The organism is Erythrobacter sp. BLCC-B19 (assembly GCF_028621955.1).
Taxonomy (GTDB): Bacteria; Pseudomonadota; Alphaproteobacteria; order Sphingomonadales; family Sphingomonadaceae; genus Erythrobacter.
On sequence record NZ_CP117516.1, the window covers coordinates 2,483,151 to 2,508,429 of the forward strand.

Annotated in this window: 12 protein-coding genes; 10 read left to right on the plus strand and 2 right to left on the minus strand. The window is 66.3% G+C overall.

Features of this window, described 5'->3' with window-relative positions; translation table 11 throughout:
• Nucleotides 1-14 precede the first annotated feature (14 nt).
• Entirely contained in the window at nucleotides 15-1,922 is a 1,908-nt protein-coding gene (locus PS060_RS11525; protein WP_273983317.1) for a methyl-accepting chemotaxis protein, read from the minus strand.
• Between the two features lie 236 nt (nucleotides 1,923-2,158).
• Here PS060_RS11525 and PS060_RS11530 point away from each other — a divergent pair, with 236 nt between their 5' ends.
• The 3 genes from PS060_RS11530 to PS060_RS11540 all read left to right on the plus strand — a co-directional run bounded on the left by PS060_RS11530 (nucleotide 2,159) and on the right by PS060_RS11540 (nucleotide 15,285).
• Complete coding sequence (locus PS060_RS11530) at nucleotides 2,159-3,193, plus strand: response regulator (protein ID WP_273983319.1); 1,035 nt, start codon at nucleotides 2,159-2,161, stop codon at nucleotides 3,191-3,193.
• Nucleotides 3,194-3,334: 141 nt separating this feature from the next.
• Entirely contained in the window at nucleotides 3,335-14,317 is a 10,983-nt protein-coding gene (locus PS060_RS11535) for an autotransporter-associated beta strand repeat-containing protein (RefSeq protein ID WP_273983321.1), read from the plus strand.
• Between the two features lie 146 nt (nucleotides 14,318-14,463).
• Nucleotides 14,464-15,285: an SDR family NAD(P)-dependent oxidoreductase gene (locus PS060_RS11540; RefSeq protein ID WP_273983323.1), complete on the plus strand. Its 822-nt coding sequence runs from the start codon at nucleotides 14,464-14,466 to the stop codon at nucleotides 15,283-15,285.
• A 39-nt stretch (nucleotides 15,286-15,324) separates the two neighbouring features.
• Here PS060_RS11540 and PS060_RS11545 read toward each other — a convergent pair whose 3' ends face one another.
• Nucleotides 15,325-17,982 carry a TonB-dependent receptor plug domain-containing protein gene (locus tag PS060_RS11545; RefSeq protein ID WP_273983325.1) on the minus strand — a complete coding sequence of 886 codons (2,658 nt, stop codon included), beginning with the start codon at nucleotides 17,980-17,982 and terminating at the stop codon, nucleotides 15,325-15,327.
• Between the two features lie 284 nt (nucleotides 17,983-18,266).
• Here PS060_RS11545 and PS060_RS11550 point away from each other — a divergent pair, with 284 nt between their 5' ends.
• From PS060_RS11550 to PS060_RS11580, 7 genes are all read left to right on the plus strand, one after another.
• Nucleotides 18,267-19,085 (plus strand): sulfite exporter TauE/SafE family protein, encoded by an 819-nt coding sequence (locus PS060_RS11550; protein WP_273983326.1) that lies wholly within the window; start codon nucleotides 18,267-18,269, stop codon nucleotides 19,083-19,085.
• Nucleotides 19,086-19,108: 23 nt separating this feature from the next.
• Entirely contained in the window at nucleotides 19,109-20,242 is a 1,134-nt protein-coding gene (locus tag PS060_RS11555; protein WP_273983327.1) for a pyridoxal phosphate-dependent aminotransferase, read from the plus strand.
• Between the two features lie 104 nt (nucleotides 20,243-20,346).
• Nucleotides 20,347-21,099 (plus strand): SDR family oxidoreductase, encoded by a 753-nt coding sequence (locus PS060_RS11560; protein ID WP_273983328.1) that lies wholly within the window; start codon nucleotides 20,347-20,349, stop codon nucleotides 21,097-21,099.
• Between the two features lie 62 nt (nucleotides 21,100-21,161).
• A complete protein-coding gene (locus PS060_RS11565; RefSeq protein ID WP_273983329.1) occupies nucleotides 21,162-21,602 on the plus strand; it encodes an RrF2 family transcriptional regulator in 441 nt (146 codons plus the stop codon).
• A 143-nt stretch (nucleotides 21,603-21,745) separates the two neighbouring features.
• Nucleotides 21,746-21,913: a YezD family protein gene (locus PS060_RS11570; RefSeq protein WP_273983330.1), complete on the plus strand. Its 168-nt coding sequence runs from the start codon at nucleotides 21,746-21,748 to the stop codon at nucleotides 21,911-21,913.
• 91 nt (nucleotides 21,914-22,004) lie between these two features.
• Complete coding sequence (locus PS060_RS11575) at nucleotides 22,005-24,446, plus strand: TonB-dependent receptor (RefSeq protein WP_273983331.1); 2,442 nt, start codon at nucleotides 22,005-22,007, stop codon at nucleotides 24,444-24,446.
• A gap of 45 nt (nucleotides 24,447-24,491) precedes the next feature.
• Nucleotides 24,492-25,265 (plus strand): sulfite exporter TauE/SafE family protein, encoded by a 774-nt coding sequence (locus PS060_RS11580; protein ID WP_273983332.1) that lies wholly within the window; start codon nucleotides 24,492-24,494, stop codon nucleotides 25,263-25,265.
• Nucleotides 25,266-25,279: the final 14 nt, after the last annotated feature.

Consider the following 25,279-nt stretch of genomic DNA (forward strand, 5'->3'; position numbering starts at 1 on the left):
GGGGCGCGGCGGGATCAGAATTCGGTCCAGTCGTCGTCGCTGGGGTCTTGGGTGGGCGCGGGTTTGCGGGCGAGGTTGCCGGTGATGATGGGCGTTGGCGCTGGTGGCGGCGGGGGTGCAGCGGGTTTGCGGGCGGCCGCAGGGCGGGCCGGGGCCGGAGCCGGAGCCATGCGCGGTGCTGTGTCATGCCCGCCAGCATGGCTGGCGAGCATCTGCCCTGCGGCGCTCACCCGGAACTGGGCGACCAGCTCGGAGAGGCGCTGGGCCTCGCTCGAGAGGCTGCGGGTGGCGGCGGTCGATTGTTCGACCATCGCGGCGTTCTGCTGGGTCATGCGGTCGATGGTGCCGACGGCGGAGTTGACCTGTTCGAGATTGGTCGCCTGAGCGGCGGTGGTCTCGGCGATCTCGTTGACCTGCGCGGTCACGCTGCCGACCTGCGCGACGATCTCGGCAAGCAGCGTGCCGGTCTCGCCGACGAGGCTCACCCCGTCGCCCACATGCGCGGTCGACTTGCCGATCAGCGCCTTGATGTCGCGCGCGGCATCGGCGGAGCGCTGGGCGAGCGCGCGCACCTCGTTGGCGACCACGGCAAAGCCCTTGCCGGCCTCGCCTGCGCGGGCGGCCTCGACGCCTGCGTTCAAGGCGAGCAGGTTGGTCTGGAAGGCGATGCCGTCGATCACGTCGATGATCTGGGTGATCTCGCGCGCGGATTGCTCGATCGCGCCCATCGCCGCGACCGCCTTGCCGACCACGGCGCCGCCTTCGGTGGCGCGCTGGTGGGTCTGGGCGATCGCGCTTCTGGCGGCGACGGCGTTGTCGGCCGATTGCCGTGTGAGTGCGACCGTGGCGCCGACCGAGGCGGCGGTTTCTTCAAGGCTGGCGGCCTGCTGCTCGTTGCGAAGAGCGAGGTCTTCCGAGGCAGCGCGGATTTCGTCCGACGAGGTGCGCACGCCCCCTGCGGTCGCCCGCACCGCGCCGATCATGGTTTCGAGCTTGGCGACCGAGGTGTTGAAAGCCTCCTGCAACCGCTCATGCTCGCCCGGCGGCATCGACGTAATGCGATAGGTGAGGTCGCCCTCGGCGAGCTGGTACAGTGCGTCGCTCAGCGTCTCCACCACCTCGGCCTGCACATCCGAGCGGGCCTTGTCCGATTTGAGCGCGGCGCGGAAGGTCTCGATGGCTCCGGTCATGGTGCCGATCTCGTCCTGACGGTGGTGGGTGGTGATCCCTGCATCGTGATCGCCAGCCGCCATATCGCGCATGGTTTCGCCCACGGTGTAGATCGGCCAGAGCACCTTGCGGCGGAAGGCCAGATAGGCCGCGGCAAGGCAGCCGAGCACCAGCAGAACCGCAAGACAGGCTCCGGCGATGATCATGGTCTGCACGACCGCGTTCTCTGCCATGGCATCCTGCGTGTGGCGTTCGCTTTGCGCCACCAGCGCATCATTGGCCTTGCGATGGTCGCGGTAGATCTGCAGCAGGCGTCTGTGCGAAGCGAGCATTGCGGGCTGATCCCAGGCCTTTGCGGCAGGCTTGAGTTCATTGTTGATCTCGTTCCAGAACGCCTTGCCGGTCTGGCGTGCATTTTCGGCGAGGCCTGCCTTGAGCTGATCGTCGATCGCTGCTTCGGCCCAGCGCTTTTCGGCCGCCCAGAATTCCTCTTCCAGCTTGGCAAGGCGCGTCTCGTTGATGTTGTAGGCATCGCGGTGGAGCGTCATGATGCTGGCATTGCCGAAAGCCTCGACCAGAAACATCGGCGGAGGCAGGATGTCGGCACGGAAATCGGAGAGCGTTTGCTCCTCGGTATCAAGCGCGCCGCCGTTGCGGATGTGATTGATGCCGATGCCGGCCACCAGCAGGATGGCTGCGACCACACCGCCCAGCATCATCGCACCGTACTTCGAATATTTCTCGATCGTCATGTTGCGTTACCCTGCGAAGGCCCGCCGCGGGAGAGGTGCACGGGCGTGTTGCAGGATCGGCTCTAACAGCGACTTGCATAAGTGCGTTTTGATCGGGGGCTATGCGCAAGCCCCTAGGACTGCGGCGCAGATTTGTTGGGCGATTGGCGATTAGGGCAGCATCCACAGGCGCGCCCTTTGGTGCGCCGCGCCGGTCAGTGCCGGCGCTGGATCGCAACCAAGAGGCTGAGCGAAACATGGCCAATGTCAGAGTGCTGGTAGTCGACGATTCCGCCGCGATGCGGGCGCTGTTTTGCGACATTCTCGACAATGCCAAGGGCGTTGCGGTGTGCGGCACCGCCAAGAATGCCGACGAGGCCCGCGCGCAGCTTGATGCGCTCAAGCCCGATGTGCTGACGCTTGATGTCGAGATGCCGGGCATGAGCGGGATGGAGTTTCTCGAAGAGGTGATGACCACCCGGCCGATGCCGGTGATCATGCTGTCGTCGATCACGCAGGCAGGCACTGGCACTGCGCGGCGCGCGCTTGAACTGGGGGCGGTGCATTGCTTTCCCAAGCCGCTGCACACCTCGCGCGAGGAGTTCGACGCGACCGTTCGCCAGCTCGGCGACATCGTGCTGAAGGCGGCGGCGGGCGAATTGAAGCCGGGCGGCGAGGGCGCACCGGGCGAGGCGGGTGCCGGGATGCGCTATCGCTCTGACGGGCGGATCGTCGCGCTCGCCTGCGGGGCGGCCGGGATCGAGAGCGCGCGGCAGGTGCTCGCCGCCTATGATGCCGCCTGCCCGCCCACTATCGTGCTGTTCGACGCCGATCAGGCTGCGGTCGAGAATGCGGTGCGCGCGATGCGCCATTCGCTGCCGTGCCAGCTGGGCGACGCGGTGGACGGGGTGTCGCTGGAGGTCGGCAAGGTGTGGCTGGCGTATGATCCCAGCCGCCATGTGATCGTCGAAGCGGGCGAGCCTCCGCGTCTGCGCCTGGTCGATCGCGACCCGATCAATGGCTGCCGCCCTTCGGCCGATCTCCTGTTCGGATCATTGGCGCGCAGCGGCCTGCCGGCGCTTGGCGGTTTGCTGACCGGCAGCGGCACGGATGGCGTGCGCGGGCTGGGAATTCTGGCCGAGACCAAGGGCATCGTCTTCCACCAGCGCCCCGCCGACTATGCCCCGCGCGACCGGTATGATGCGGTGCGCGCGCAGGGCACGGACCTTGCCGATCTCAGGCAGGAGGCGATTCCAGAATGGATCCTCGAACAGACCAACGCGGCTGGCTGAGTGCGGCGAGGCGTCGAATATTTCAAAAATTCCCGCAAATCGGCCGCTAATTTTCAACAAATGTCCTGAATTGAGAAATTCGCACTATGTGAGCCGTTAATCACGCGCTACCGATCCTCCATCCATTTTGGGGGGCAATCAATGACGGTAGTGCGCGCGCGCGGTGGTTTCCGCGCCAAGGGTCGTTCGTTCAATCGGTCGGCCACGTCGGGGCTTTTGGGTTCCACCGCACTGATACCCGTCGCGGGCGCCCTTGCGGCTGCCGGACTGCTGGCGATGCCGGGCGCTGCCTTTGCACAATCGACCGGCGGAGATGGCGGCGGCGGCGGCGGCGCCGGGGGCGAATCGAACGTGGTCGCGAGCGGCACGGGCGGCGCTGGCGGTGATGGCGTTGCCGCCGGTTCGGGCGGCGGTGGCGGCGGATCCGGGCGCACGGGTGGCAGTGGCGGTGCCGGGGATGGCGGCGCAGCTGGTGGCACCGGCAGTATTAACCCAGCTATCCAAGGTGCCAACGGCGCGAATGCGACAGTGGCCAACGGCGGCGGCGGTGGTGGTGCCGGTGCGGCCAGTTGGGTTTTCACCAACGAAGGCGTTATCTTTGTAGACACCGCCTCTTCCGCACGGGGCGGCAATGGCGGTCAGGGCACGGGTTCCGGAGCGGGCGGCGGCGGTGGTGCTGGCGCGACCTGGGCGATCGACAACTTCATAGAGGCCACGGTGGTGACCACTGTCGTGCGGAGCGGCGGTGCTGGCGGCAATGGCGGCAATGGCGGCGTCACTGGCGCCGGCGGCGATGGTGGCGACGGCGGAGCCGCGTTCACCGGCTCGGGCTCGGCTACGGTCACGATCGAAGCAGCGGCGGGCCTTGTTGGCGGGAATGGCGGCATTGGCGGGTCTGGCGTGTCTGTCGGGCGTGGCGGCAATGGCGGTGCCGGTCTCGTCCTGACCGGCGGCACGGTGAACAGCAGCGGCCAGATCACCGGTGGCAATGGCGGCTCGGGTTCGGTTCAGGGTCTGGGCGGCGTCGGCCTGCTTGGCAGCGGGATTGCGCTCAATAACCTCGGCTCGATCAGCGGCGGGACCAATGGGAGCGGCGCACAGGCGCTGGCGCTCCAGCTGTCGGGCAGCAACGTCATCACCAATATCGGCTCCCTGACCGGCGGGGTCCAGATCACTTCGGGCACAACCACCTTCGACATCGCCAACACGCAGACGCTGGGCAACGTCGTTTCGGGCGGCGGTGTCCTGGCCAAGGCGGGCACCGGCACCCTGATTTTGACTTCCGCCAACACCTATACGGGCGGCACCAGGATTTCGTCGGGCACGCTGCAAGTCAACGCCTCGGGTGCGCTGGGAACGGGCACGATCACGTTCTCTGGCGGCAATCTGCGCGGCGGGGCTGACGTGACCCTTACGAATGGGTTCATCATTAGCCCCGGTGCCGACGTTACTTTCTCGGCCGCGGCCGGGACGACATTGCGGCTGACGGGGAGCCCCAATGACGGCGGGGGCGGCATTACGCGGTTTGGTAACGCGACCGACACCGGCACGGTCGCTCTCGCGTTCAGCGGTGCAGGGTTGGGCGATCCGCTGAACATCAGCGTTGATGGCGGCACGCTGCGTCTTTCGCTGGGCGGCACCGGCTTTGTCAGCGGCGCCGGGGGCAATGTTGAGGGCGGTGTCAATGTCGATGGCAGGCTCGAAGTCGTCGACTTCCCGTTGACGCTCAACCAGTTGACCGGCACAGGCCAAGTCGCCACAGGCGGCGGCGCCGCGACGGTGACCACGCGCAACCTGCGCGTCGACACGACCTTCAACGGCCGTTTCGTGGACGGCGTGGGCGCATTGAGCCTCAGGCACAATGGCGGCATCCTGACACTGACGGGCGCGAGCACCTATACCGGGCTGACCACGGTGAACGCGGGCACGCTCAGGATCACCAATGCGAGCGCGCTCGGCACCACGGCAGCCGGCACGACCGTCAACAGCGGGGCCACCCTGCTGATCGTGGGATCCTCGCCGACGCTCAACCTCGGTGAAGCGCTGGCGATCAGCGGCACGGGCGTGAACGGTGGCGGCGCGATCCGGATCGAGCCCAATGCCAATCCGGGCTTCCAGGCCGTCAATCTGACGGGCGGTGTCACGCTGGCAGCCAATGCGACGATCACGAACACCGACCGGATGTTGCTCAGCTTCACCAGCACCGGCATCGACCTCGGCACCTCGACCCTCACTTTTGCCTCCGAGCAGACCGGCAACTCGACCACCCGGGTCAATGCCGCGATTTCCGGCAGCGGCGGCGTGACCAAGACTGGCCCCGGGCTGCTTGAACTGAACGGCGCGAACACGTTTACGGGGCCGCTTGCGATCAATGGCGGGATTACCTCGGTCAGCGGCGGGGCAGCGCTGGCGGATTCGGTTGCGGTCACGATTGCCAGTGGTGCCAGGTTCGATATTGTCAGCAGCGAAACCATCGGCTCGCTGGCAGGGGCCGGTTCGGTCAATATCGGAAACGGAATTGTTCTCACCACCGGCGGCAACAACACCTCGACGACCTTCGCCGGGGGCATCTTCGGAACCGGCGGGCGCCTGACCAAGACCGGCACCGGCACATTCACGCTGACCGGCGCAAACACCTATTCCGGCATCACCACTATCAGCGGCGGCACGTTGCAGATCGGCGACGGCGGGACGACGGGATCGCTTGGCACAGGGGCGGTGACGAACAACGCCGCTCTGGTGTTCAACCGCTCGAACGATTTCACGGTCAGCAATGTCATCAGCGGCACCGGCAGCCTGACCAAACTAGGCGCGGGCAATCTGACGCTGAGCGGAGACAATACCTATGACGGGCTGACCACGATTTCGGGCGGGACGCTGACGCTGACCGCCAGCCCCGGGCTCGTGACGTCCGGCACGCTCGGCAGCGCGGCGGCGGGCACGATCGTCGAAAATGGCGCGACGCTGGCCTTGTCGGGCCGGGTGTCGGTTGCCGATGCTCTCAGCCTCAGCGGCACCGGCTTCGGCGGGGGCGGCGTGCTGAGAAGCGTGTTCGACGGGCAGAACGTGAACGGCGCGATCACCTTGGAATCGGACGTGCTGATCTCTGCCGATTCGGCGGGCACCATGTCGATCAACGGGGGAATCTCGGGCACCAACCGGACCATCACCATTGCCTCGACCGGCAACATCATCATCAATGGTGCCATCGCGACCGGTTCGGGCTCCTTGATCAAGGAAGGCAACGGGATCCTCGGACTGTCCGGCAGAAACACCTTTACCGGAGATGTGCACGTCAAGGCGGGTAACTTCCAGTTTGCCGGTGGCAATGCGCTGTCCGACACGGGCCGCCTGATCCTTGAAGCTGGAACTTCCGCCCAGGCGGTATTCAGCACCGAAACCATCGGCGGCCTCGAAGGGGCCGGGTTGATTTTCCTCCAGTTCGGCGGCGCACTTGATGTCGCCGGTTCCTTCGATACGACCTTCAGCGGCCAAATGGTGGACGCAAGCGGTGTCGGCAAGCTGGTCAAGAGCGGCACCGGTACGCTGACGTTGACCGGCGTCAACACCTTCAGCGGCGGCACCACCATCAGCGGCGGCAGGCTGGTCGTCGACGGGTCGCTGGGTTCGGGCGTCACGATCAACGGCGGCACGCTGGGCGGCTCGGGAACCATCGGCGGCCTGGTGGTCGTCAACAGCGGCGGCACGCTGGCGGCGGGTAACAGCCCGGGCACCCTGACGGTGGGCAGCCTGACGCTCAATGCCGGATCGCTGACCACCTTCGAACTCGCCGAGGCAGGCGTTGCAGGCGGGGCCAACAACGATCTCATCCGCGTGGCGGGCGCGCTGACGCTCAATGGCGGGAACATCGGCATCGTGCGCGGCACGGGCTTCGGCAGCGGGCGATACACCCTGTTCGAATTCGGCACGCTGGCCGGTGCGCTGGGCAACCTCACGCTCAACCCGCTCGATGGCGGGTTCATCGGCACGCTCGCGGTCGATGGCAATACCATCGTGCTCAACGCCGCGCCGCCTGAAGACCTGATCTTCTGGAACGGCTCGACCTTCGCGCCGACCGGGGCGGTTGTGGGCGGCAGCGGAACCTGGAACCTCGTCAACGGCAACTTCACCGAGAATGATGGCGTTTTCAGCGGCGCGTGGGCGGGCAATGGCTTCAACGCCGTGTTCGGCGGCACCGGCGGCACTGTCACCATCGCGGCCGACACCACGGTTGCACCGGGCGGTCTGGCCTTCCTTGTCGATGGCTACACGATCACCGGCGGCAATGCGGCCTCGCGCCTTGAGCTGACGGGTGCGACCGGGGTCGACACGGCGAGCAATGTCGGCGCGACGATTTCGGCGATCATCTCGGGCGCAGGCTCGCTGACCAAGACCGGCGCGGGCACGCTGACGCTGAGCGGGGTCAACACCTACACCGGCAACACCACGGTGATGGGCGGCACGCTGGTGAACAGCGGCACTCTTGCGAGCGCCGTGACCAACATGGCCGATTTCACCTCGACCGGCACGCTGCTGGCGACCTTCATCAACAGTGCGGGTGCGACCGCCGAGCTTGCGGGCAATGCCGCGCAGATCAACAATTTCGGCACACTTACTGTCACGGGCGACCTGACCGGATCGGCGGGCCTCAGCAATGCCGCGGGCGGTCTGGTGACGGTCAATGCAGGCGCGGCGGTGAATGTCACCGGCCTCGTCTCCAACAACAGCACGCTGGCCAACGCCTTCACCATCAATGGCAGCCTGTCGACCACCAGCCAATTCGACAACAACGGCACCTCGCAGGTGCTGATCGGCGCGACTGGTTCGCTTTCGACCGGAACCGGGCTGAACAACGCGGGCACCCTCGTCAACAACGGGACGATCAACGGCACCGTTCGCAATGGCGGCACCCTGACCTCTACGGGTACGCTGAGCGGGATTCTGCTCAATCAGGCGGGCGCGGTGGCCAATCTGGCGGGCTCGACCAGCCAGATCGGCAATTCGGGCACGATGACCGTGACCGGCAACCTCATGGTGGGCGGCCCGCTCGACAATACGCCTTCGGGGCTGGTGACGATCAATGCCGGAGCGACGGCGAATGTCACCGGCAATGTCTCGAACCAGGGGACGGCGGCGAACGCCTTCACCATCAACGGCGCGCTGTCGACCACCGGCCAGTTCATCAACCAGTTCGGCGGCAACCTGTTCATTGCTGCGGGCGGCACGCTGAGCGCGGGCGTCAACATCATCAATGGCGGCGGCGCGACCCTCGTCAACGAGGGGACGATCGCCAGCACGATGCTGTCGGCAGGCAGCTTCCGTTCGACCGGCACCCTGCAATCGGGCCTCGAACTGATCGCGATCAGCGCCAGCGCGGAGCTGTCGGGCACGGTGCTGGGCACGATCACCAACCCGGGCACGATCAATCTGACCGGCACGCTGCTGGGAAATGCGTCGCTGGTGCAGGGCGGGTTCGGGGTGTTCAACCTCAACGGGTTCAACACCGGCCTTGGCAGCATTTCGGGCAGCGGCACGATCAATCTCGGGGCGGCGAGCCTGACGGCGGGGAGCAACAATACCTCCACCACCTTCAGCGGCGTGATCAACGGGAGCGGCGGCCTCATCAAGACCGGCACCGGCACGATGACGCTTTCGGGCGTCAACACCTATGCGGGACAGACGCGGGTCGATGCCGGCACGCTGGCGCTGGCATCGGGCGGCGTGATCGCCGGGCAGGTGCGCAACGAAGCGACCTTTACCAATGCCGGCGCGGTGCAGGGTTCGGTGGTCAACCTCGGCACCCTGACCTCGACCGGCCGGATCAACGGCGGGCTGACCCAGTTCGCCGGAGCGCAAGCGACCGTGTCGGGCACGATCAACGGCGCGATCAACACGGCAGGAAGCCTGACCGTCAATGGCAATCTCGCCAGCGACGGCTTCGTGTCGAACACCGGCACGGGCACCATTCTGGTGCAGAGCGGCGCGCGCTGGGATGTCGGCGGGTTCGACAACGTCAGCACCAATGCAAATGGTTTCGTGATCGCCGGGACCGTCATCAACAGCGGCTTCTCGATCAACCGCGCTGGGGCAACGCTGACGATCAACAGCGGCGGCATTCTCAATTCGCGCTTCTTCACCAATGAAGGCGGGCGGGTGAACAACAACGGCCTCGTCAATGCCGATGTCACCAATCTGGGCACGATCGACAACAACGGCACCTGGAACGGCATCCTGTCGCACGGCTTTGGGACCGTCACCAACAACAACCGCTGGAACGGATCGTTCGGCATCAGCGCGGGCGGGCTCGTCATCAACAATGGCATCTGGGACAATGCGGGCGACATCTCGTCGGTCAGCAGCGGCCTGTTCGAAAACTTCGGCACCCTCAGCGGCAACGGCGTTTCGGTGTTCGGGGCCGATGCGCGACTTGCCAACCGTTCGGGCGGGACGATCACGCTCGCCAGCAACCAGCAATTGCAGGTCGGCGGCGACGGGATCATCAGCAATGCCGGCACGGTCACGGCGCGCGCGCTGGTCAATGCGGGCGGGGTGATCCAGAACGATGCGAGCGGCATCTGGACGGGCTCGTTCAGCGTGCTGGGCGGCGGAAGCCTCAGCAATGCCGGCACGATTACCGGCAACATCCTCAACCGCGGCAACCTGTCATCAGGTGGCACGATCAACGGCCAGCTCACCAACGAGCAGGGCGCAGGGGCGAGCCTGTCGGGCATCCTCAACGGCAATGTCTTCAACAGCGGCCAGATTTCGCTGACCGGCAGCACGTCCGGCATCGGCACGCTCGACCAGACCTCGACCGGCGCGTTCGACATCGGCGGCTTCGACACCCGGATCGGCGCGCTGCAGGGCGCAGGTCAGGTGTTGCTGCGCGACGGCGACCTGACGCTGATCGGGGCGAGCGGCAGCACCACCTTCCTCGGCACGATCACCGGCAGCGGCGGTCTGACCAAGCAGGGCGCGGCGACCCAGATCCTCAGCGGCGACATGGAATATACCGGTGAAACCGCGATCCTCGGCGGCACGCTCGTCGTCGCCGATGGCAGCCTTGCCGGATCGGTGCGCAACACCGCCACCTTCATCCTCGACGGGCGGGTGTTCGGCGAACTCAACAACGTCGGCACGATGCAGATTGCAGGCCAGGTTGACGGGTTCACGCTCAACAACGGCACGATCACCAATATCGGCAACAGCATCTTCCTCGGCCGGTTCGAGCAGAGCGCGAGCCTGGGCACCAGCCTCAACCTTGCGGGCTTCAACACCCGGCTTGGCAGCCTGAACGGGGCGGGGACCGTCAATCTCGGCACTGGAACGCTGACTGTGGGCAGCGACAACACCGACGCGCGCTTCACCGGGGTGATCGCGGGGCAGGGCGCGCTGGTCAAGATCGGCACGGGCAGCTTCAGCCTGCTGGGCGCCAACACCTTCACCGGCCCGACGGTCATCAACGGCGGTTCGATCGAGCTGGCCACCGATGGCGTGCTGGCGGGCATGGTCGAAAACAACGCGACCTTCACCAACCGCGGGCGCGTGAATGGGCTGGTCGTCAACAATGCGAGCCTGACATCGACCGGCCGCCTTCTTGGCGGGCTGTTCAACGCGGCGGGCGCGACGGCGCGGCTGTCGGGTGTGGTGAGCGGCGCGGTCGACAACCTCGGCCTCATCACGTTGACCGGCACCACCACCGGCATCGGCCTGTTCACGCAGGGCGACACCGGCGTGTTCGATCTCGCCGGTTTCGACACCAGCGTGCAGCTGATTTCCGGCGGCGGATCGGTGACGCTCGGTTCGGGCACGCTGACGGTGACCTCGGGAGACTTCAACCGGAGCTTTAGCGGGGTCATTTCCGGCAGCGGCGGCCTTACCAAGACGGGCGGCAACTTTCTGCGCCTTGCAGGGGTCAACACCTACACCGGCCTGACCCGGGTCGATGGCGGCACCCTGCTGCTCGACTTTGGCGGGGAGATTGCCGGTTCGGTGCTGGTCAACGCCAACTTCATCAACGGCGGCATCGTGGGCGGCGACGTTACCAACAACGGCACCATGTCGAGCTTCAACCGCATCCGCGGCAGTGTGACCAACAACGGCACCGCCGATCTGAACGGCCAGATCGATGGCCCGGTCTTCAACAACGGGGTCTTCACCAGCAGCTCCGGCGGCAACTTCCTCGGCCGCTTCACCCAGATCGCCGGAGCCAGCGCGAGCTTTGCCGGGTTCAACTCGACCCTCGGAAGTCTGGCGGGCGATGGCACGATCCAGATCACCGCGCCGTTCCTGATTGTGGGCGGCGACGACACCTCCTCGACCTTTGCCGGAGTGATCTCGGGCAGCGGCGGGGTGGTGAAGCAGGGCACCGGCACCTTCACGCTTTCGGGCGTGAACACCTACACCGGCACGACCTTCGTCAATGCCGGCACGCTGGTGGTGGGCGATGGCGGGGCGGTCGTCCCGCCGCCGCCGACGCCTGCGCCAGAAACGGTGGCCGCCGCAGCACCCTCGGCCGCACGCTCGCTGCTGACGCGCGGCGAGGGCGGGCTGTCGAACGGCCGCACGGCGATCAGCATGGCACCGGGTGCCGAAGCTGCCGTGACGCTCGCCGCCGCGCCGGAAGAAGCGCCCTTCGCCACCATGGCCACCATGCTTTCGGGCGCGGTGATTGCGGGCAATGTCGTCAACAACGCCACGCTCATCAACAACGGCACGATCCTCGGTCAGGTGCAGAACAACGCCGGAGCGAGCGCCAGCAACCACGGCGTCATCGCCGGCGCGGTGTTCAACAGCGGCACGCTGGTTTCGACCGGCACCCTGGGCGGCGGGCTCGACAACTCCGGCACCGCATCGCTGGAAGGCGTGGTTGACGGCACGGTGATCAACCGCGGCAGCATCGTGCTGACCGGCACCACCACCGGCATCGACATCTTCGATCAGACGGCGGCTGGCATCCTCGATCTTGCCGGGTTCGACACGACCCTCGGCGTGATCAACGGCGCGGGCAGCATTGCGCTGGGCGATGCGACGCTCAGCACCGGCACCAACGGGGTCGCCTCGACCTTCAGCGGGGTGATTTCGGGCACCGGCAATCTGGTCAAGACCGGCACCGGACGGCTCGTGCTGACCGGCACCAACACCTATAGCGGCGGCACCACCATCAGCGGCGGCGTGCTGCAACTGGGTGATGGCGGCGCGGGCGGCTCGATAATCGGGCCGGTGCTCAACAACGGCGCGCTGGTGGTCAACCGTTCGGATGCCTACACCTTTGCAGGGGTCATCAGCGGCACTGGGATGTTTGTGCAGGATGGCACCGGCACCACCACGCTGACGGGCGCCAACACCTACACCGGGGGCACCTTGATCAGCCGCGGCAGGCTGGTGGGCAACACCACCTCGCTGCAGGGCGTGATCCAGAACAACGCCGCGCTCGAATTCGCACAGGGCACCGCGGGCACCTTTGCCGGGCAGCTGTTCGGCACCGGGCTGTTCGACAAGACCGGCGCGGGGATGCTGAGCCTGACGGGCAACTCCAACGGCTTTACCGGCGCCACTTTCGTGCGGGCGGGCGAGCTTCGGGTGCTGGGGCAGCTCGGCAATTCGCAGGTGACGGTGCTTTCGGGCGCGACGCTTTCCGGCACCGGGGTGATCGGCGGGCTGGTTGCCAACAGCGGCGCAACCGTTGCACCGGGGGCTAACGGGGCAGGCGTTCTCGGCGTCAACGGCGCGATCAATCTGGCGGCGGGCAGCACGCTCCAGCTCCAGATCAACGCCACCGGGCTTTCGGACGCGCTGGTTGCGACCGGCGGGGCGAACCTTGGCGGCACCGCGGCCTTCACCAACCTCGGCGGCACCTATGCCTTCAACAGCGAATATGTGCTGCTGCAGGCCGATGGCGGGCGCACGGGCACCTTTGCCGGCACCACCGGCTTTGCCGGGTTCGGCATCCTCTATCGCCCCGAACTGGTCTACTCGGCCAATCAGGTGCGGCTGCGGATGGCGCCCAATCTGCTGTCGAACATCGTCGGCAATGCCGCGCTGACGCCCAACCAGCGTTCGGTCGTCAACCGCATCGATGGGGCGGTGACCGCGGGCTACAACCCGCAGCCGCTGTTCAACATCTATGCCCTGCCGACCGCGCAGCTGGTCGCGGCCTTCGACCAGCTTTCGGGCGAGGCCTATGCCACGGCTGCGGGCGTCGGGATCGAGCAGGAGCGGCTGCTGCGCGAAGCGGTGCTCGGCCGCACCGGCGCTGCGGCGAAGGCAGCGCGCGCCAACCCCGACAGCGGCAAGGGCGTGGGCGCCTGGGGCCAGCTGTTCGGCGGCTGGGGTGACGGCGAGAGCGACGGCAATGCCGCCGCCTTCGACGCGGATCGCATGGGCTTTGTCACCGGCCTCGATTACGGCAATGCCAGCGAGAACGGCAGCTGGCGCGCGGGCGTGTTCGGGATGCGGGTGCAGAGCGATGTGACGATCGATGCGCGCGTTTCGGCAGCCGAAGTGCGACAGGCGGGCGGCGGGGCCTATGCCTCGCTCAACACCGGCGGCTTCGGCGTGGCGCTGGGCGGCTATCTCACCGAGGTCGATCTGCGCGCCTTCCGCAACATCAGCCTGCCGGGCTTTGCCGAAACCAATGTCGGCAGCACCCAGGGTGAGGCGCGTCAGGCGTTTGCCGAACTGTCCTACACGATCGAAGCAGGCGATGCGCAGATCCGGCCCTTCGTTGCCGGGTCGCTGGGCAGCTTCAAGCTCGATGCGCTGACCGAACGGGGCGGTGCGGCGGCGCTGGTGGTGCGCTCGCAGAGCTACGACACCAGCACGGTGACCGGCGGGATCGATGCGGCGGTGCCGGTCAGCAAGTCGCTGCGGCTCGATGGCACGCTGGCGGCGCGCGGGCAGCTGGGCGACCGCGATCCGCAGGCGCTGATCGCGCTGGCGGCTGCACCGCAGCAGGCCTTCGCAGTGCAGGGCGCGCAGCTCGACAAGTGGGCGTTCGCCGCCCGCCTCGATGCCGAACTGACGCTGGAGGAGAACCTGTCGATCTCGGTCGGCTACACCGGCCTCATCGGTTCCAGCCAGACCGATCACGGCGCACGGGCGACCTTGCAAGTCCGCTTCTGACGCCGCTTACCGGCACAAGGCAGACCCGCCTCCGCCAGCAAGGCAGGGGCGGGTTTGTCGTATCTGACCCTAATACTTCCGCCCGTTGGGATTTTCGCGCCGCCGGTTAGCCTTGGCGCGGGACTGGCAAGGGAAGGGACAGGGCAATGCAGGGATCACTCGCAGGCAAGGCGGCGATCGTCACCGGCGCGGCGCGCGGGCAGGGACGGGCCTTCGCGCTCGCGCTGGCGGCAGCGGGCGCGGATGTGGCGATCTGCGATGTCGGCGCGGCGGGAATTCCGACGGTCGGCTATGCCATGGGCGGCGCGCTGGACGCGGTCGCGCGCGGGATCGAGGCCCATGGCGTGCGCGCGTTGGCGATGGCCTGCGATGTGCGCGATCAGGCGCAGGTCGATGCCTTCATCGCCGCCACGCTGGCGGCCTTCGGGCGGATCGACATTCTGGTGAACAACGCCGGGATCCTGAGCGGCGGCAAGCCCGCGCACGAGTTGGACGATGCGACCTGGACGACGATGATCGACGTCAACCTGACCGGCGCCTGGCGCATGGCGCGCGGCGTGACGGGGCCGATGATCGCGCAAGGGCAGGGCGGGCGGATCGTCAACATCGCCTCGGTTGCAGGGCATGTCGGCACGCCTGGCTACGCCCATTACTGCGCCGCGAAGCACGGGCTGATGGGCCTCACCCGGGCGATGGCGGGCGAGCTTGCCGCGCACAAGATCACGGTCAATGCGATCTGCCCGGGGCTGGTCGACACGCCGATGGTCGCCCATGCGACCGACGAGGTCGCCGCGGCCCACGGCCTCAGCGTCGAGGCGGCTTACGAGTTGCAGCTCACCCCGCATCTCATCAAGGAAAAGATCACCCCCGAACAGGCCGCCGCCCCGCTGATGTATCTCGTCAGCGAGGCCGCGCGGGTGGTGACGGGATCGGCCTTGATGATCGACGCAGGCTGGTCGGCGGTGTGAGGCGGAGGGGGCGCGGCTGCCCCCTCGACCTGCGATGGGTCAGAACCGGTAGCTCACCCGGCCATAGATGAACCGCCCGTTGAACCCGAAGGGCGAGAAGCTCGAGAAGGGCAGGAAGTAGTTGTTGGGCGAATAGTTGCGCGGGTTGCCCGTCACCGGATCGGTGCCCACACCCACCGGGTTGGCGGTGGGATACTTGTCGAGCAGGTTGTTCGATCCGACCGCCAGCTCCAGCCCGTCCACCGGTTCGACCCGCACTTCGGCATCGAGCACCCAGGCGGGCTTGATCGTCAGGTCGGTGAAGGCGTCCGTGCCCGGTGCCAGCACCTCGCCAAAGCGGTTGGCGCGCAGCGTGAACGAGGCCCAGCCCTGCTCGTAATCGAGGCCGAGATTGACCCGGTCACGCGGCTGGCCCTGCTCGATCCGCAGCGATTCCAGCCGCCCGAACAGCACGATCCCCGGCACCTGATTGAGCGCGCCGGGCACATCGTTGCGGCCCGTAATTGTGTTGTCGGTCCAGTTGTAGCCCGCCGTCAGCGTCATCCGCCCGGCATCGCCCACGTCCATGCGATAGGTCGCGATGGCATCGATCCCGCGCGTGCGGGTGTCGATCCCGTTGATGAAGAAGCGCGCAGCGGAAATCGTGTTGAAGCCCGCATCATTGAGGATCTGCGCAATCGCCCGGCCTGCGCCCGTTCCGCTGGGGTTGCCTGCCGCATCGCGGGTGGCCGAGAGGTTCTCGGTCAGGACGATGCGGTCGTCGATGTCGATCTGGAACCAGTCGACGGTGAGGTTGAAGCCTTCGAACGGGCTCAGCACCGTGCCGACCGACCAGTTGACCGCGGTTTCGGGCTTGAGCGGCGAGGAACCCAAGGCCTGCGCCACCGGGTTGCCGACCGGCAGGGTCACCGCGTCCACCAGCACGCCTGCGACATTGTTGGTGGCCGCTGCGGCGAAGAATTGCTGCGCCACGCCCGGCGCGCGGAAGCCGGTCGAGATCGCCCCGCGCAGCGCGGCCCAATCGGTCAGTTCAAGCCGGGTTGCGACCTTGCCGTTCCAGTCGCTGCCGAAGTCCGAATAGTCCTCGTAGCGGCCCGCCAGCTGCACGTTCCACTGCGGGACGATGTCGATGTCGAGTTCGGCATAGGCCGAGAAGTTCTCGCGCGCATTGGTGCCCACCACCGATACGCCGCCGATGGTCGGCTGGAAGCCGGGGAATACCTGCGCGCCCGGCGCGGCACCAGCGGTGCTGGTGTTGAGGGGGTTGTTCTGATTGATCCGCACCCCGCCCGAACGGAAGCTGTCCGGCTCGCCGGGGCGCACCTGGAAAGATTCGCGCCGGTATTCGAGGCCGAAGGCGAATGTTGTGCGATCAAACAGGCCTTCGATGTCGCGGCTGATGTCGAAATTGTTGACCCATTGGGTATAGGTCAGTCCGCCCGCCTGAAACTCGGTCGGGCTCGCCGCGCCCAATGAGGCGTTAAGCGAGTTGAGCACGGTGTAATCGATCTGGTTCTGGCCATATTGCGCCGACAGGTCGAAGTCCCAGCCGCCAAGCTCGCCCCGGATACCCCCGGTGATCGCCCAGTCCTTCGAAAGCGAGCCGATCTGCGGCAGGAAGCCGTCGGGATAGATCGCTACGACGTTGCGGGTGTCGGAGGCGATGCGGTAGAACCCGGCCGAATTGCCGCGCCGCTCGCCGTAGCCGCCAAAGGCGTAGAAATCGACCTGATCATCGAGCGGAACGCCAAGGTTGGCGAACAGCGAGAAATCCTCGGTCCGTGCATCGCCGTAACGGTGCGAGCGGCGGTCGAAGGTCGCCTCGCGCGCATCGCGCAAACCTCCGACGATGTTATATTGCGTGCGCCGGTCGTATCCGGTGCGATTGGTGTCGTCGCGGTCGCGATACTCGGCGGTGAGGTTGAGATAGCCCTCATCGCCTAGCGGCAGGCCGAAGTTCGACGACAGCGTCAGCACGCCGCCGTCGCTGACATCGAGCTTCTTGCCGGTGTCATTGACCGCCAGCGTGCCATCGGGCGCGAGGGTCGGCTGGCCATTTGCGCCGAGCACCAGTCCGGTGATCTCGTTCACCCCATCGATTGACGTGACATAACCGCCATAGGTCGCGCTGAAGGTCGCGCCCCGGTTGGCATTGTTGAGCTGGAAATTGATGACCCCCGCAATCGCGTCAGAGCCATATTGCGCTGCCGCGCCGTCGCGCAGGACTTCGATCTGGCTGATGGCCGAGGCCGGGATGAAGTTGATGTCGACCGCCTGCGTCCCGCGCCCAACCGATCCGTTTATGTTGAGCAATGCCGAGGCGTGGCGGCGCTTGCCGTTGATCAGCACCAGCGTCTGATCCGCGCCAAGCCCGCGCAGCGTGGCCGGGCGGATCACGTCGGTGCCGTCGGTGATCGAGGGCTGGGGGAAGTTGAGGCTCGGCACCAGATCGCGCAGCAGGCGCGCGGTTTCGGTGAAGCCGGAATTGTTGAGCTGTTCAGCGCCGATCACGTCGATTGGCACGGCGCTGTCGCCGACAGTGCGGTCGGCGCGGCGCGAACCGGTGACGATGATCGTCTGCCCGGGTTCTTCGGCTGCCAGCGCCTCCTCCATGACCTCCGCGTCCTGCGCAAAAGCAGGGGCCGCGGGCACCAGCGGCATGACGAGGGAGGAGAGAAGAATGGTGCGAATACGCATGGCGAGACCCTTTCGTTGTGTTGTTCCCGAACCTTCAAACGCGCGGGAGTGCGAGCCAGACGCAACAAAACTACATTTCGATGCGGCTTTTGCGCCGAATGTTGCAGTTTAGTCACAGAACTGCGCTGGCAATTGCTCGGCTCATCTGACCGCTTTCCCGCGCTGTCAGACAGGTGCTGACCGTGAAAGCCTCCGGACGGGGGATTGGCCATGGGGTATTTACCCCATGCTGCAATGCAACAATCTCCTTTGCGATTGGCGTGCGTGACGGCATTCTGACGCCGATGAGTGCCCTCTCCCCGTTCGTCTTTGCAGTGCCGGCCCTGTTGCTGGCAGGGGCCGCGGCAGGCTTTGCCGGCGGGCTGTTCGGCATTGGCGGCGGATTTGTAGTGGTGCCGGCCCTGATGCTCCTCCTCCCGCTGATCGGCATCGTGCCCGATCAGATCGCGCACGTCGCGGTCGGCACCTCGCTTGCCTCGATCATCGTCACTTCGCTCCGCGCCACGGCGAGCCACGCGCGGCGCGGGGCGGTCGATTTCGCACTGCTGCGGAGCTGGACGCCATGGGTGATGCTGGGCACGGTAGGTGGCACCGTGCTTGCCAGCGTCGTCACGGGCGAGGGGTTGACGGCCATTTTCGGGACCGGCGTGCTGGCGTTCGCGGTCTATTTCCTGCTGCCCGAACGGCAGGGCGCGCCCCTGTTTGCAGCGCTGCCTTCGGGCCTGCCGCGCGCCGGGATCGCCAGCGCGCTCGGCGCCTTCTCGACACTGCTGGGGATCGGCGGGGGCACGCTGACGACGCTGACGATGACAGTCTGCGGCACGCCGATCCACCGCGCGATCGGGACGGCGGCGGGGATGGGCGCGATCATCGCCGTGCCGGCTACGATCGGATTCGTGATCATCGGCATGGGTGAGGCGGGGCTGGGTTGGGGCTCGCTCGGCTATGTCAATCTTCCGGCCGCCCTTGCGCTGATCGCGACCTCGGTGATTGCCGCGCCGCTAGGCGTTGCGGCGGCGCACAGCCTTGCGCCCGCGCTGCTGCGCCGCGCCTTCGGCCTCTATCTTACTGTCATCGGGGTGGTGATGATCGCCCGCATCTGACCTTTCGCTAGGAGGAATTTCCCATGCCGACCACGCGCCGATCTTTCCTCGCCGGAGCCAGCCTGGCTGGCGGACTAGGCACGCTGCCGCTTTCGGCGCTGAGCGCGACGGGCATGACCGGGCCGGACAAGCAGCCGGTATTCGGCCCCAAGCTCGGGCAGGCGCTCTTGAGCCGCAACGAGAACCCCTATGGCCCGGCCCCTTCCGCGCTTCAGGCGATCAGCGAGACGGCGAGCATGGGTTGCTATTACACCGACCGCGGCCACGAACGCCTGACCGCGATGATTGCCGAGCGGCACATGGTCAGCCCGGCGCAGGTCGTGATCGGCGACGGATCGACCGAGATCCTGTGCGCCATCGCGCTCGCCTGGGGGCGCAAGGGGGCGATCCTGTGTCCCGATCTGTTCTGGGATACGACCGTGCTCTATGGCGAACGGCAGGGCGTCGCGACGATCCGCGTGCCGCTTGCCGCCGACATGAACGTCGATCTGCCTGCCATGGCGAGCAAGGTCGGCGAAGGGGTCTCGCTGATCCAGATCTGCAACCCCAACAACCCCACGGGGATGCTGATCCCTGCCGCAGACCTGCGCCGCTTTGCCGCAGACGTCGCGCCCAAGGCGACGCTGCTGGTGGACGAGGCCTATAACGAACTGTCCGACCGGCCCGACGACAATTCGATGATCGACCTGGTGCGCGGCGGTGCCGACATCATCGTGTGCCGCACCTTCTCCAAGATCTACGGCATGGCCGGCCTGCGTGTGGGCTATGCGATCACGTCGGAGGCCAATGCCAAGCTGATCAAGTCGCATCTGATGAGCTTTGGCGGCAATCTGGCCGGGGTGGCCGCAGCGATTGCCAGCTACAATGATACAGGCTTCCTCTCCCAGTCGCGCGCGGCGGTCCTGGAGGGCCGGGCGATGATCCTCGATGCGGTCGCCAAGGCGGGGCTCAAGGCCTTGCCCTCGCAGACCAATTTCGTCTTCGTCGAGGTGCCCGATGCCGATGCCCTGCGCGATGCCATGGCCGGACGCGGGATCGCCATTCGTGGAGCCTACGGCAGCTGGAAGGGCTATTCGCGCGTCAGCACCGGGCGGCTCGAGGATGTTGCACGCTATGCCGCCGCCCTGCCTGAGCTCGCAGGCGAGCTGTGGGGCTGACCGCGATCAGCGTATTCAACAGTTGCAGTTGACCGCCGCACTGCCGATGGCAGATGCCCAGACCGCACCACGTTGGAGCGGCAAGGCGCAAGGGTAAACAGGCGATGGATCTGCAACTGGATGGCAAGGGCGCGCTGGTGCTCGGCGCGAGCAAGGGGCTGGGCAGGGCCATTGCCGACAGCCTCGCAGCCGAAGGCGCGGCGGTGACCACGGTGGCCCGTTCGGGCAGTGCCGATGCCGGTGCGCGCCATATCATTGCCGATCTTGATGATCCCGCCGCGCCCACGCAGATCCTCGCCGCGCTTGAGCAGGCGGGTGCCACCATCGACATTCTCGTGCTTAACAGCGGCGGCCCGCCGACCGGGACAGCCGCAGCGACCGGGCCAGATCAGTTCGCGGCGGTGTTCGGGCGGATGTTCAATGCCCAGCTCGCCCTTGCCCAAGCGCTGCTGCCGGGAATGCGGGAGCGCGGGTTTGGCCGCATTCTGGCGGTTGCCTCGACCAGCGTCGTCACACCGATCCCCGGCTTGGTGCTGTCCAATGCCATTCGCGCAGCGCTCGCATCATGGTGCAAGACACTGGCCGGAGAGGTCGCCGCCGAGGGTGTCACCGTCAACCTGCTGCTGCCCGGCCAGATCGCGACCGACCGGCTCTCGAGCCTCCACCATGCCCGCGCCGCCGCCGCCGGAATGGATGCCGACGCGGTCATGGCCCATGCGATGGCTGCGGTTCCGGCGGGCCGTTTCGGGCGGCCCGAGGAGTTCGGCGACTTTGCCGCTTTCCTCGCCAGTCCGCGGGCCAGCTACATCACCGGTTGCGCGATCAAGGTCGATGGTGGGCTGACAGCCTCGCTCTGAGGGGGATAGCATCTTCGCCGGGCTTGACCTGTTTGCCTACCCGGCAGATAGACAATCTCGCGATGCTGTCCCAAAAGACCCGCTACGCGATCCGCGCGATGCAGCACCTGGCCGACCACTATGGCGAGGGGCCGGTTCAGCTGGCGATGATTGCCGACGAGCAGAAGATCCCCGCCAAGTTCCTGACAGTGATTCTCTCGGAACTGACCCGCGCCGGGCTGGTCGAATCGCAGCGCGGGCGAGACGGGGGCTACTGGCTGGCGATCCCGCCAATCGACATCACCTATGGCGACCTTATCCGCCATATGCGCGGCAGCCTCGCGCTGGTGCCCTGCGCCAGCCGCTACGCCCACGAAAAGTGCAAGAACTGCCTGGAGGAGGGCGCGTGCCGCACTCGCGCGCTGATGCTCGATGTGCGCGACCGGACGGCGCAAATCCTTGATGGAATTCGTCTTTCCGATCCGATTGAGCCAGTGCCCTCGTTCGCCGAGGACTCGGTCTGAGGGGGCGGCGCGTCCCGCCCGCCGCAAAAAGCCCACCTTTCGGCGTAGCGAAGAAAATCTCTGCGCAGACCCTATTGTCAAGCAATTCACTTGAGTTTAATCCGTTCGCAGCGGAGACGCTCCGCGCAACGAAAGGCCCACCCATGGACCATCCCGAGAAACACAGCACCACGCCCCGCGTGCTGCCCGAGGCGCTGGCGCTTGTCAGCGATGCGCTCGGCCGGCTGCGCTACGGCGCGATTCAGCTGACCGTGCACGACGGCAAGGTCATGCAGATCGACGTGACCGAAAGGAAGCGGCTGACCGACTGACCGGCCGGCCAAAACCAACCCCGAACATACCTGCAACAGGGACCAGCAGACCGGATCACCGGATGCACGTCCGCTCCACAAGGCGAACATCATGCATCCGAATTTTCTGCGCAGCGCGCTGCTGCACGGCGCGGCTTTGTCTGCGCTGCTGAGTGCCCCTGCTTACGCGCAGGACGACAACGCCGCCGAAACCGCCACCCCAGACGCTGCAGAGGAGACCGGAAGCAATGACATCATCGTCACCGCCCGCCGTCGCACCGAAAGCGCGCAGGATATTCCGCTGGCGGTCTCGGTGCTTGACGCAAAGCAGCTCGATGCAACCGGGGCGTTCAACGTGAACCGCCTCCAGCAGCTTGCGCCAACCCTGCAATTCTATTCCTCGAACCCGCGCAACACTGCGGTGAACATCCGCGGCCTTGGCGTGCCCTTCGGCCTCACCAGCGACGGGTTCGAACAGGGCGTCGGCATTTACGTGGACGATGTCTATTATTCGCGCGTTGCCTCGGCGACCTTCGACTTCCTCGATGTGGCGCAGATCGAAGTGCTGCGCGGGCCGCAGGGCACGCTCTACGGCAAGAACACCACTGCGGGCGCGATCAACATCCAGACCAATCAGCCGACCTTCGACTTCGAGGGCCGCGCCGAGGTGAGTCTGGGCAATTACAACTTCCAGCAGGCGCGTCTTGCGGTGTCCGGCCCGCTGTCGGAGACGGTTGCCGCGCGTGTGGCCTTCTCGGGCACCAGCCGCAACGGCACGATCCGCAATGTCACCACTGGCGAGGCCATCCAGAGCCTCGACAATATCGGCCTGCGCGCCCAGCTCTTGTGGGAGCCGACCGACAGCCTCAAGATCAAGCTGGTGGGCGATTACAACAAGCAGGATGCGGTGTGCTGCGGATCGGTGTTCGTGCGCACCGGGGCGACCCAGCGGCCCTTGAACCGCCAGTTTGCAGCCCTTGCCGCCGCGCAGAACTACGCGCCGCCCAGCACCAATCCTTTCGATCGCCTGACCGATCTCGATTCCAACCTTAACGCGGGCAACGTGATCGCGGGCGCGGCGCTCAAGATCACCTGGGACGTGGGTCCGGGCACTTTCACCTCGGTCAGCGCCTGGCGATACTGGGACTGGAAGCCCGAGAACGACCGTGACTTCACCGGGCTTTCGATCGTCGCCCTGTCGCAGAACCCTTCGCAGCAGGATCAGTACACGCAGGAATTCCGCTACGCCTATAGCGGTGACAGCATCGACTTCGTGCTGGGTGCCTTCGCCTTCAACCAGCGGATCGACACGCAGGGCACCGAGGCGCACGGCATCAATTCCAGTCGCTGGACAATTGCCCCCAATAACGCGCTGTCGAACGACCCCAGCGTGCTGAACGGCCTCACCGCGCGCAATCTCCAGTTCCTCAAGAGCACCAGCGCGGCGCTGTTCGGGCAGCTTTCATGGAAGGTGACCGACGCCTTCACGATCCAGCCGGGCGTGCGGCTCAACTACGACAAGAAGTCGGGCTTCTATCAGCGGCGGGTGTTCACCGGCACCGGGGTGGAGCTGACCGGCACCGAGACTGACGCCCGTTCCCGCGCGCAGCTTGGCGTCTTCACCCCGCAGACCAGCGCGCCGTCCGACAGCGACTGGAACCTCACCTATGACCTGACGGCGAGCTACGAACTCGCGCCCGATGTGCTCGCCTACGGCACCTATGCGAGGAGCTTCAAGACCATCGGGATCAACCAGAACGGCCTTCCGACCGATGCGGCCGGGGTGCCGATTGCGGCGGCGGGCACGATCCGGCCCGAAAAGGTCGATCACTTCGAGATCGGCCTCAAGAGCCAGTTCTGGGATCGCAAGGCGACGCTGAACCTGGCGGCCTTCCGCACCGACATCCGCGACTATCAGGCAACCGTGAACAACGGCCAGTTCGGGGTGCTGCGCGGGTTCCTCGCCAATGCGGGCAAGGTGCGCTCGCAGGGGATCGAGGCGGACTTCCAGATCCGCCCGAGCGCGCGTTTCACCGCCTATACCAACGCGGCCTACACCGACGCGAAATATGTGCGCTTCATCGATGCGCCGTGCCCGCCGGAACTGTCGGGCGGCACCACCGCGGCCGCAGGCCAGACCCCCTCGGCTCCCGGCACCCCCGGCGGCATCAGCCCGGCCAATTGCGACATTTCCGGCCAGCGTCTGCCGGGCGTGTCCAAGTGGTCGTTTTCCTTCGGGGCGGAGGGCAATGTCCCTGCGACGTTCCTCGGCAAAGAGGGCGAGGTGTACCTGGGTTATGACGGCACCTACAGGTCGAACTTCTCGTCCAACCCTTCGCCGTCTGCCTACACCTTCATCGACGGCTACAGCTTGTCCAATTTCCGTATTGGCTTTCGCACCGATGATGGGCTCAACCTGTTTGCCTGGCTGCGCAATGCCTTTGACGCGGACTATTTCGAACAGCTTTTCGTCGGCCCCGGCAACACCGGGCTGATCGCGGGGCTGCCGGGCGACCCGCGCACCTGGGGTGCGACCGCTGCGATCACCTTCTGACCTGCCCTCATACCCTCTCCAACCCTCGCAAAGAGGACATACCTCATGCCTGACATCACCCAGTTCCTCATCGACATCGCGCCCTTCATCGCCATCGGTCTGACCGCGCAGATGATCGACGGGGCGCTGGGCATGGCCTTCGGGGTCACCACCCAGACCCTGCTGGTCAGCGCAATGGGTGTTCCCCCGGCAAGCGCGTCTGCCAGCGTCCATCTGGTCGAGCTGTTCACCACCGGTGCCTCGGGCCTGAGCCATGCCTGGCAGCGCAACGTCGACTGGGGGCTGTTCCGGCGCCTGGTGCCGTTCGGCGTGCTGGGCGGGATCACCGGCGCCTATCTGCTCTCGAACATCGACGCGAGCGCGGCCCGGCCTTTCGTGATGCTCTACCTCACCGGGATCGGCTTTTACCTGTTGTGGCGCGCGATACGGTTGGCGCAGCCGAAGTTCGAGGATCCCAAGTACACCAGCCCGCTGGCGCTCGTCGGCGGGTTCCTCGATGCAGCAGGCGGGGGCGGCTGGGGGCCAGTGGTGACCAGCAATCTGCTGATCCAGGGCGGCGATCCGCGCAAGGTGATCGGAACGGTCAATACCGCGGAATTCCTGCTGACCCTGTCCATCTCGCTCACCTTCCTGCTCACCCTCGGGCTTGCCGCCTTCACCAAGATCACCATCGGACTGATCATTGGCGGTGTCATCGCCGCGCCGTTCGGGGCCGTGCTGGCCAGCCGCGTGCAGCCGCGTGTGCTGCTCTTCGCAGTGTCTCTGGTGCTGATCGCCACCAGCGCCTTCAGCATCTATAAGGCGTGGCCGATCATCTAGCGTGAGGGATCGCC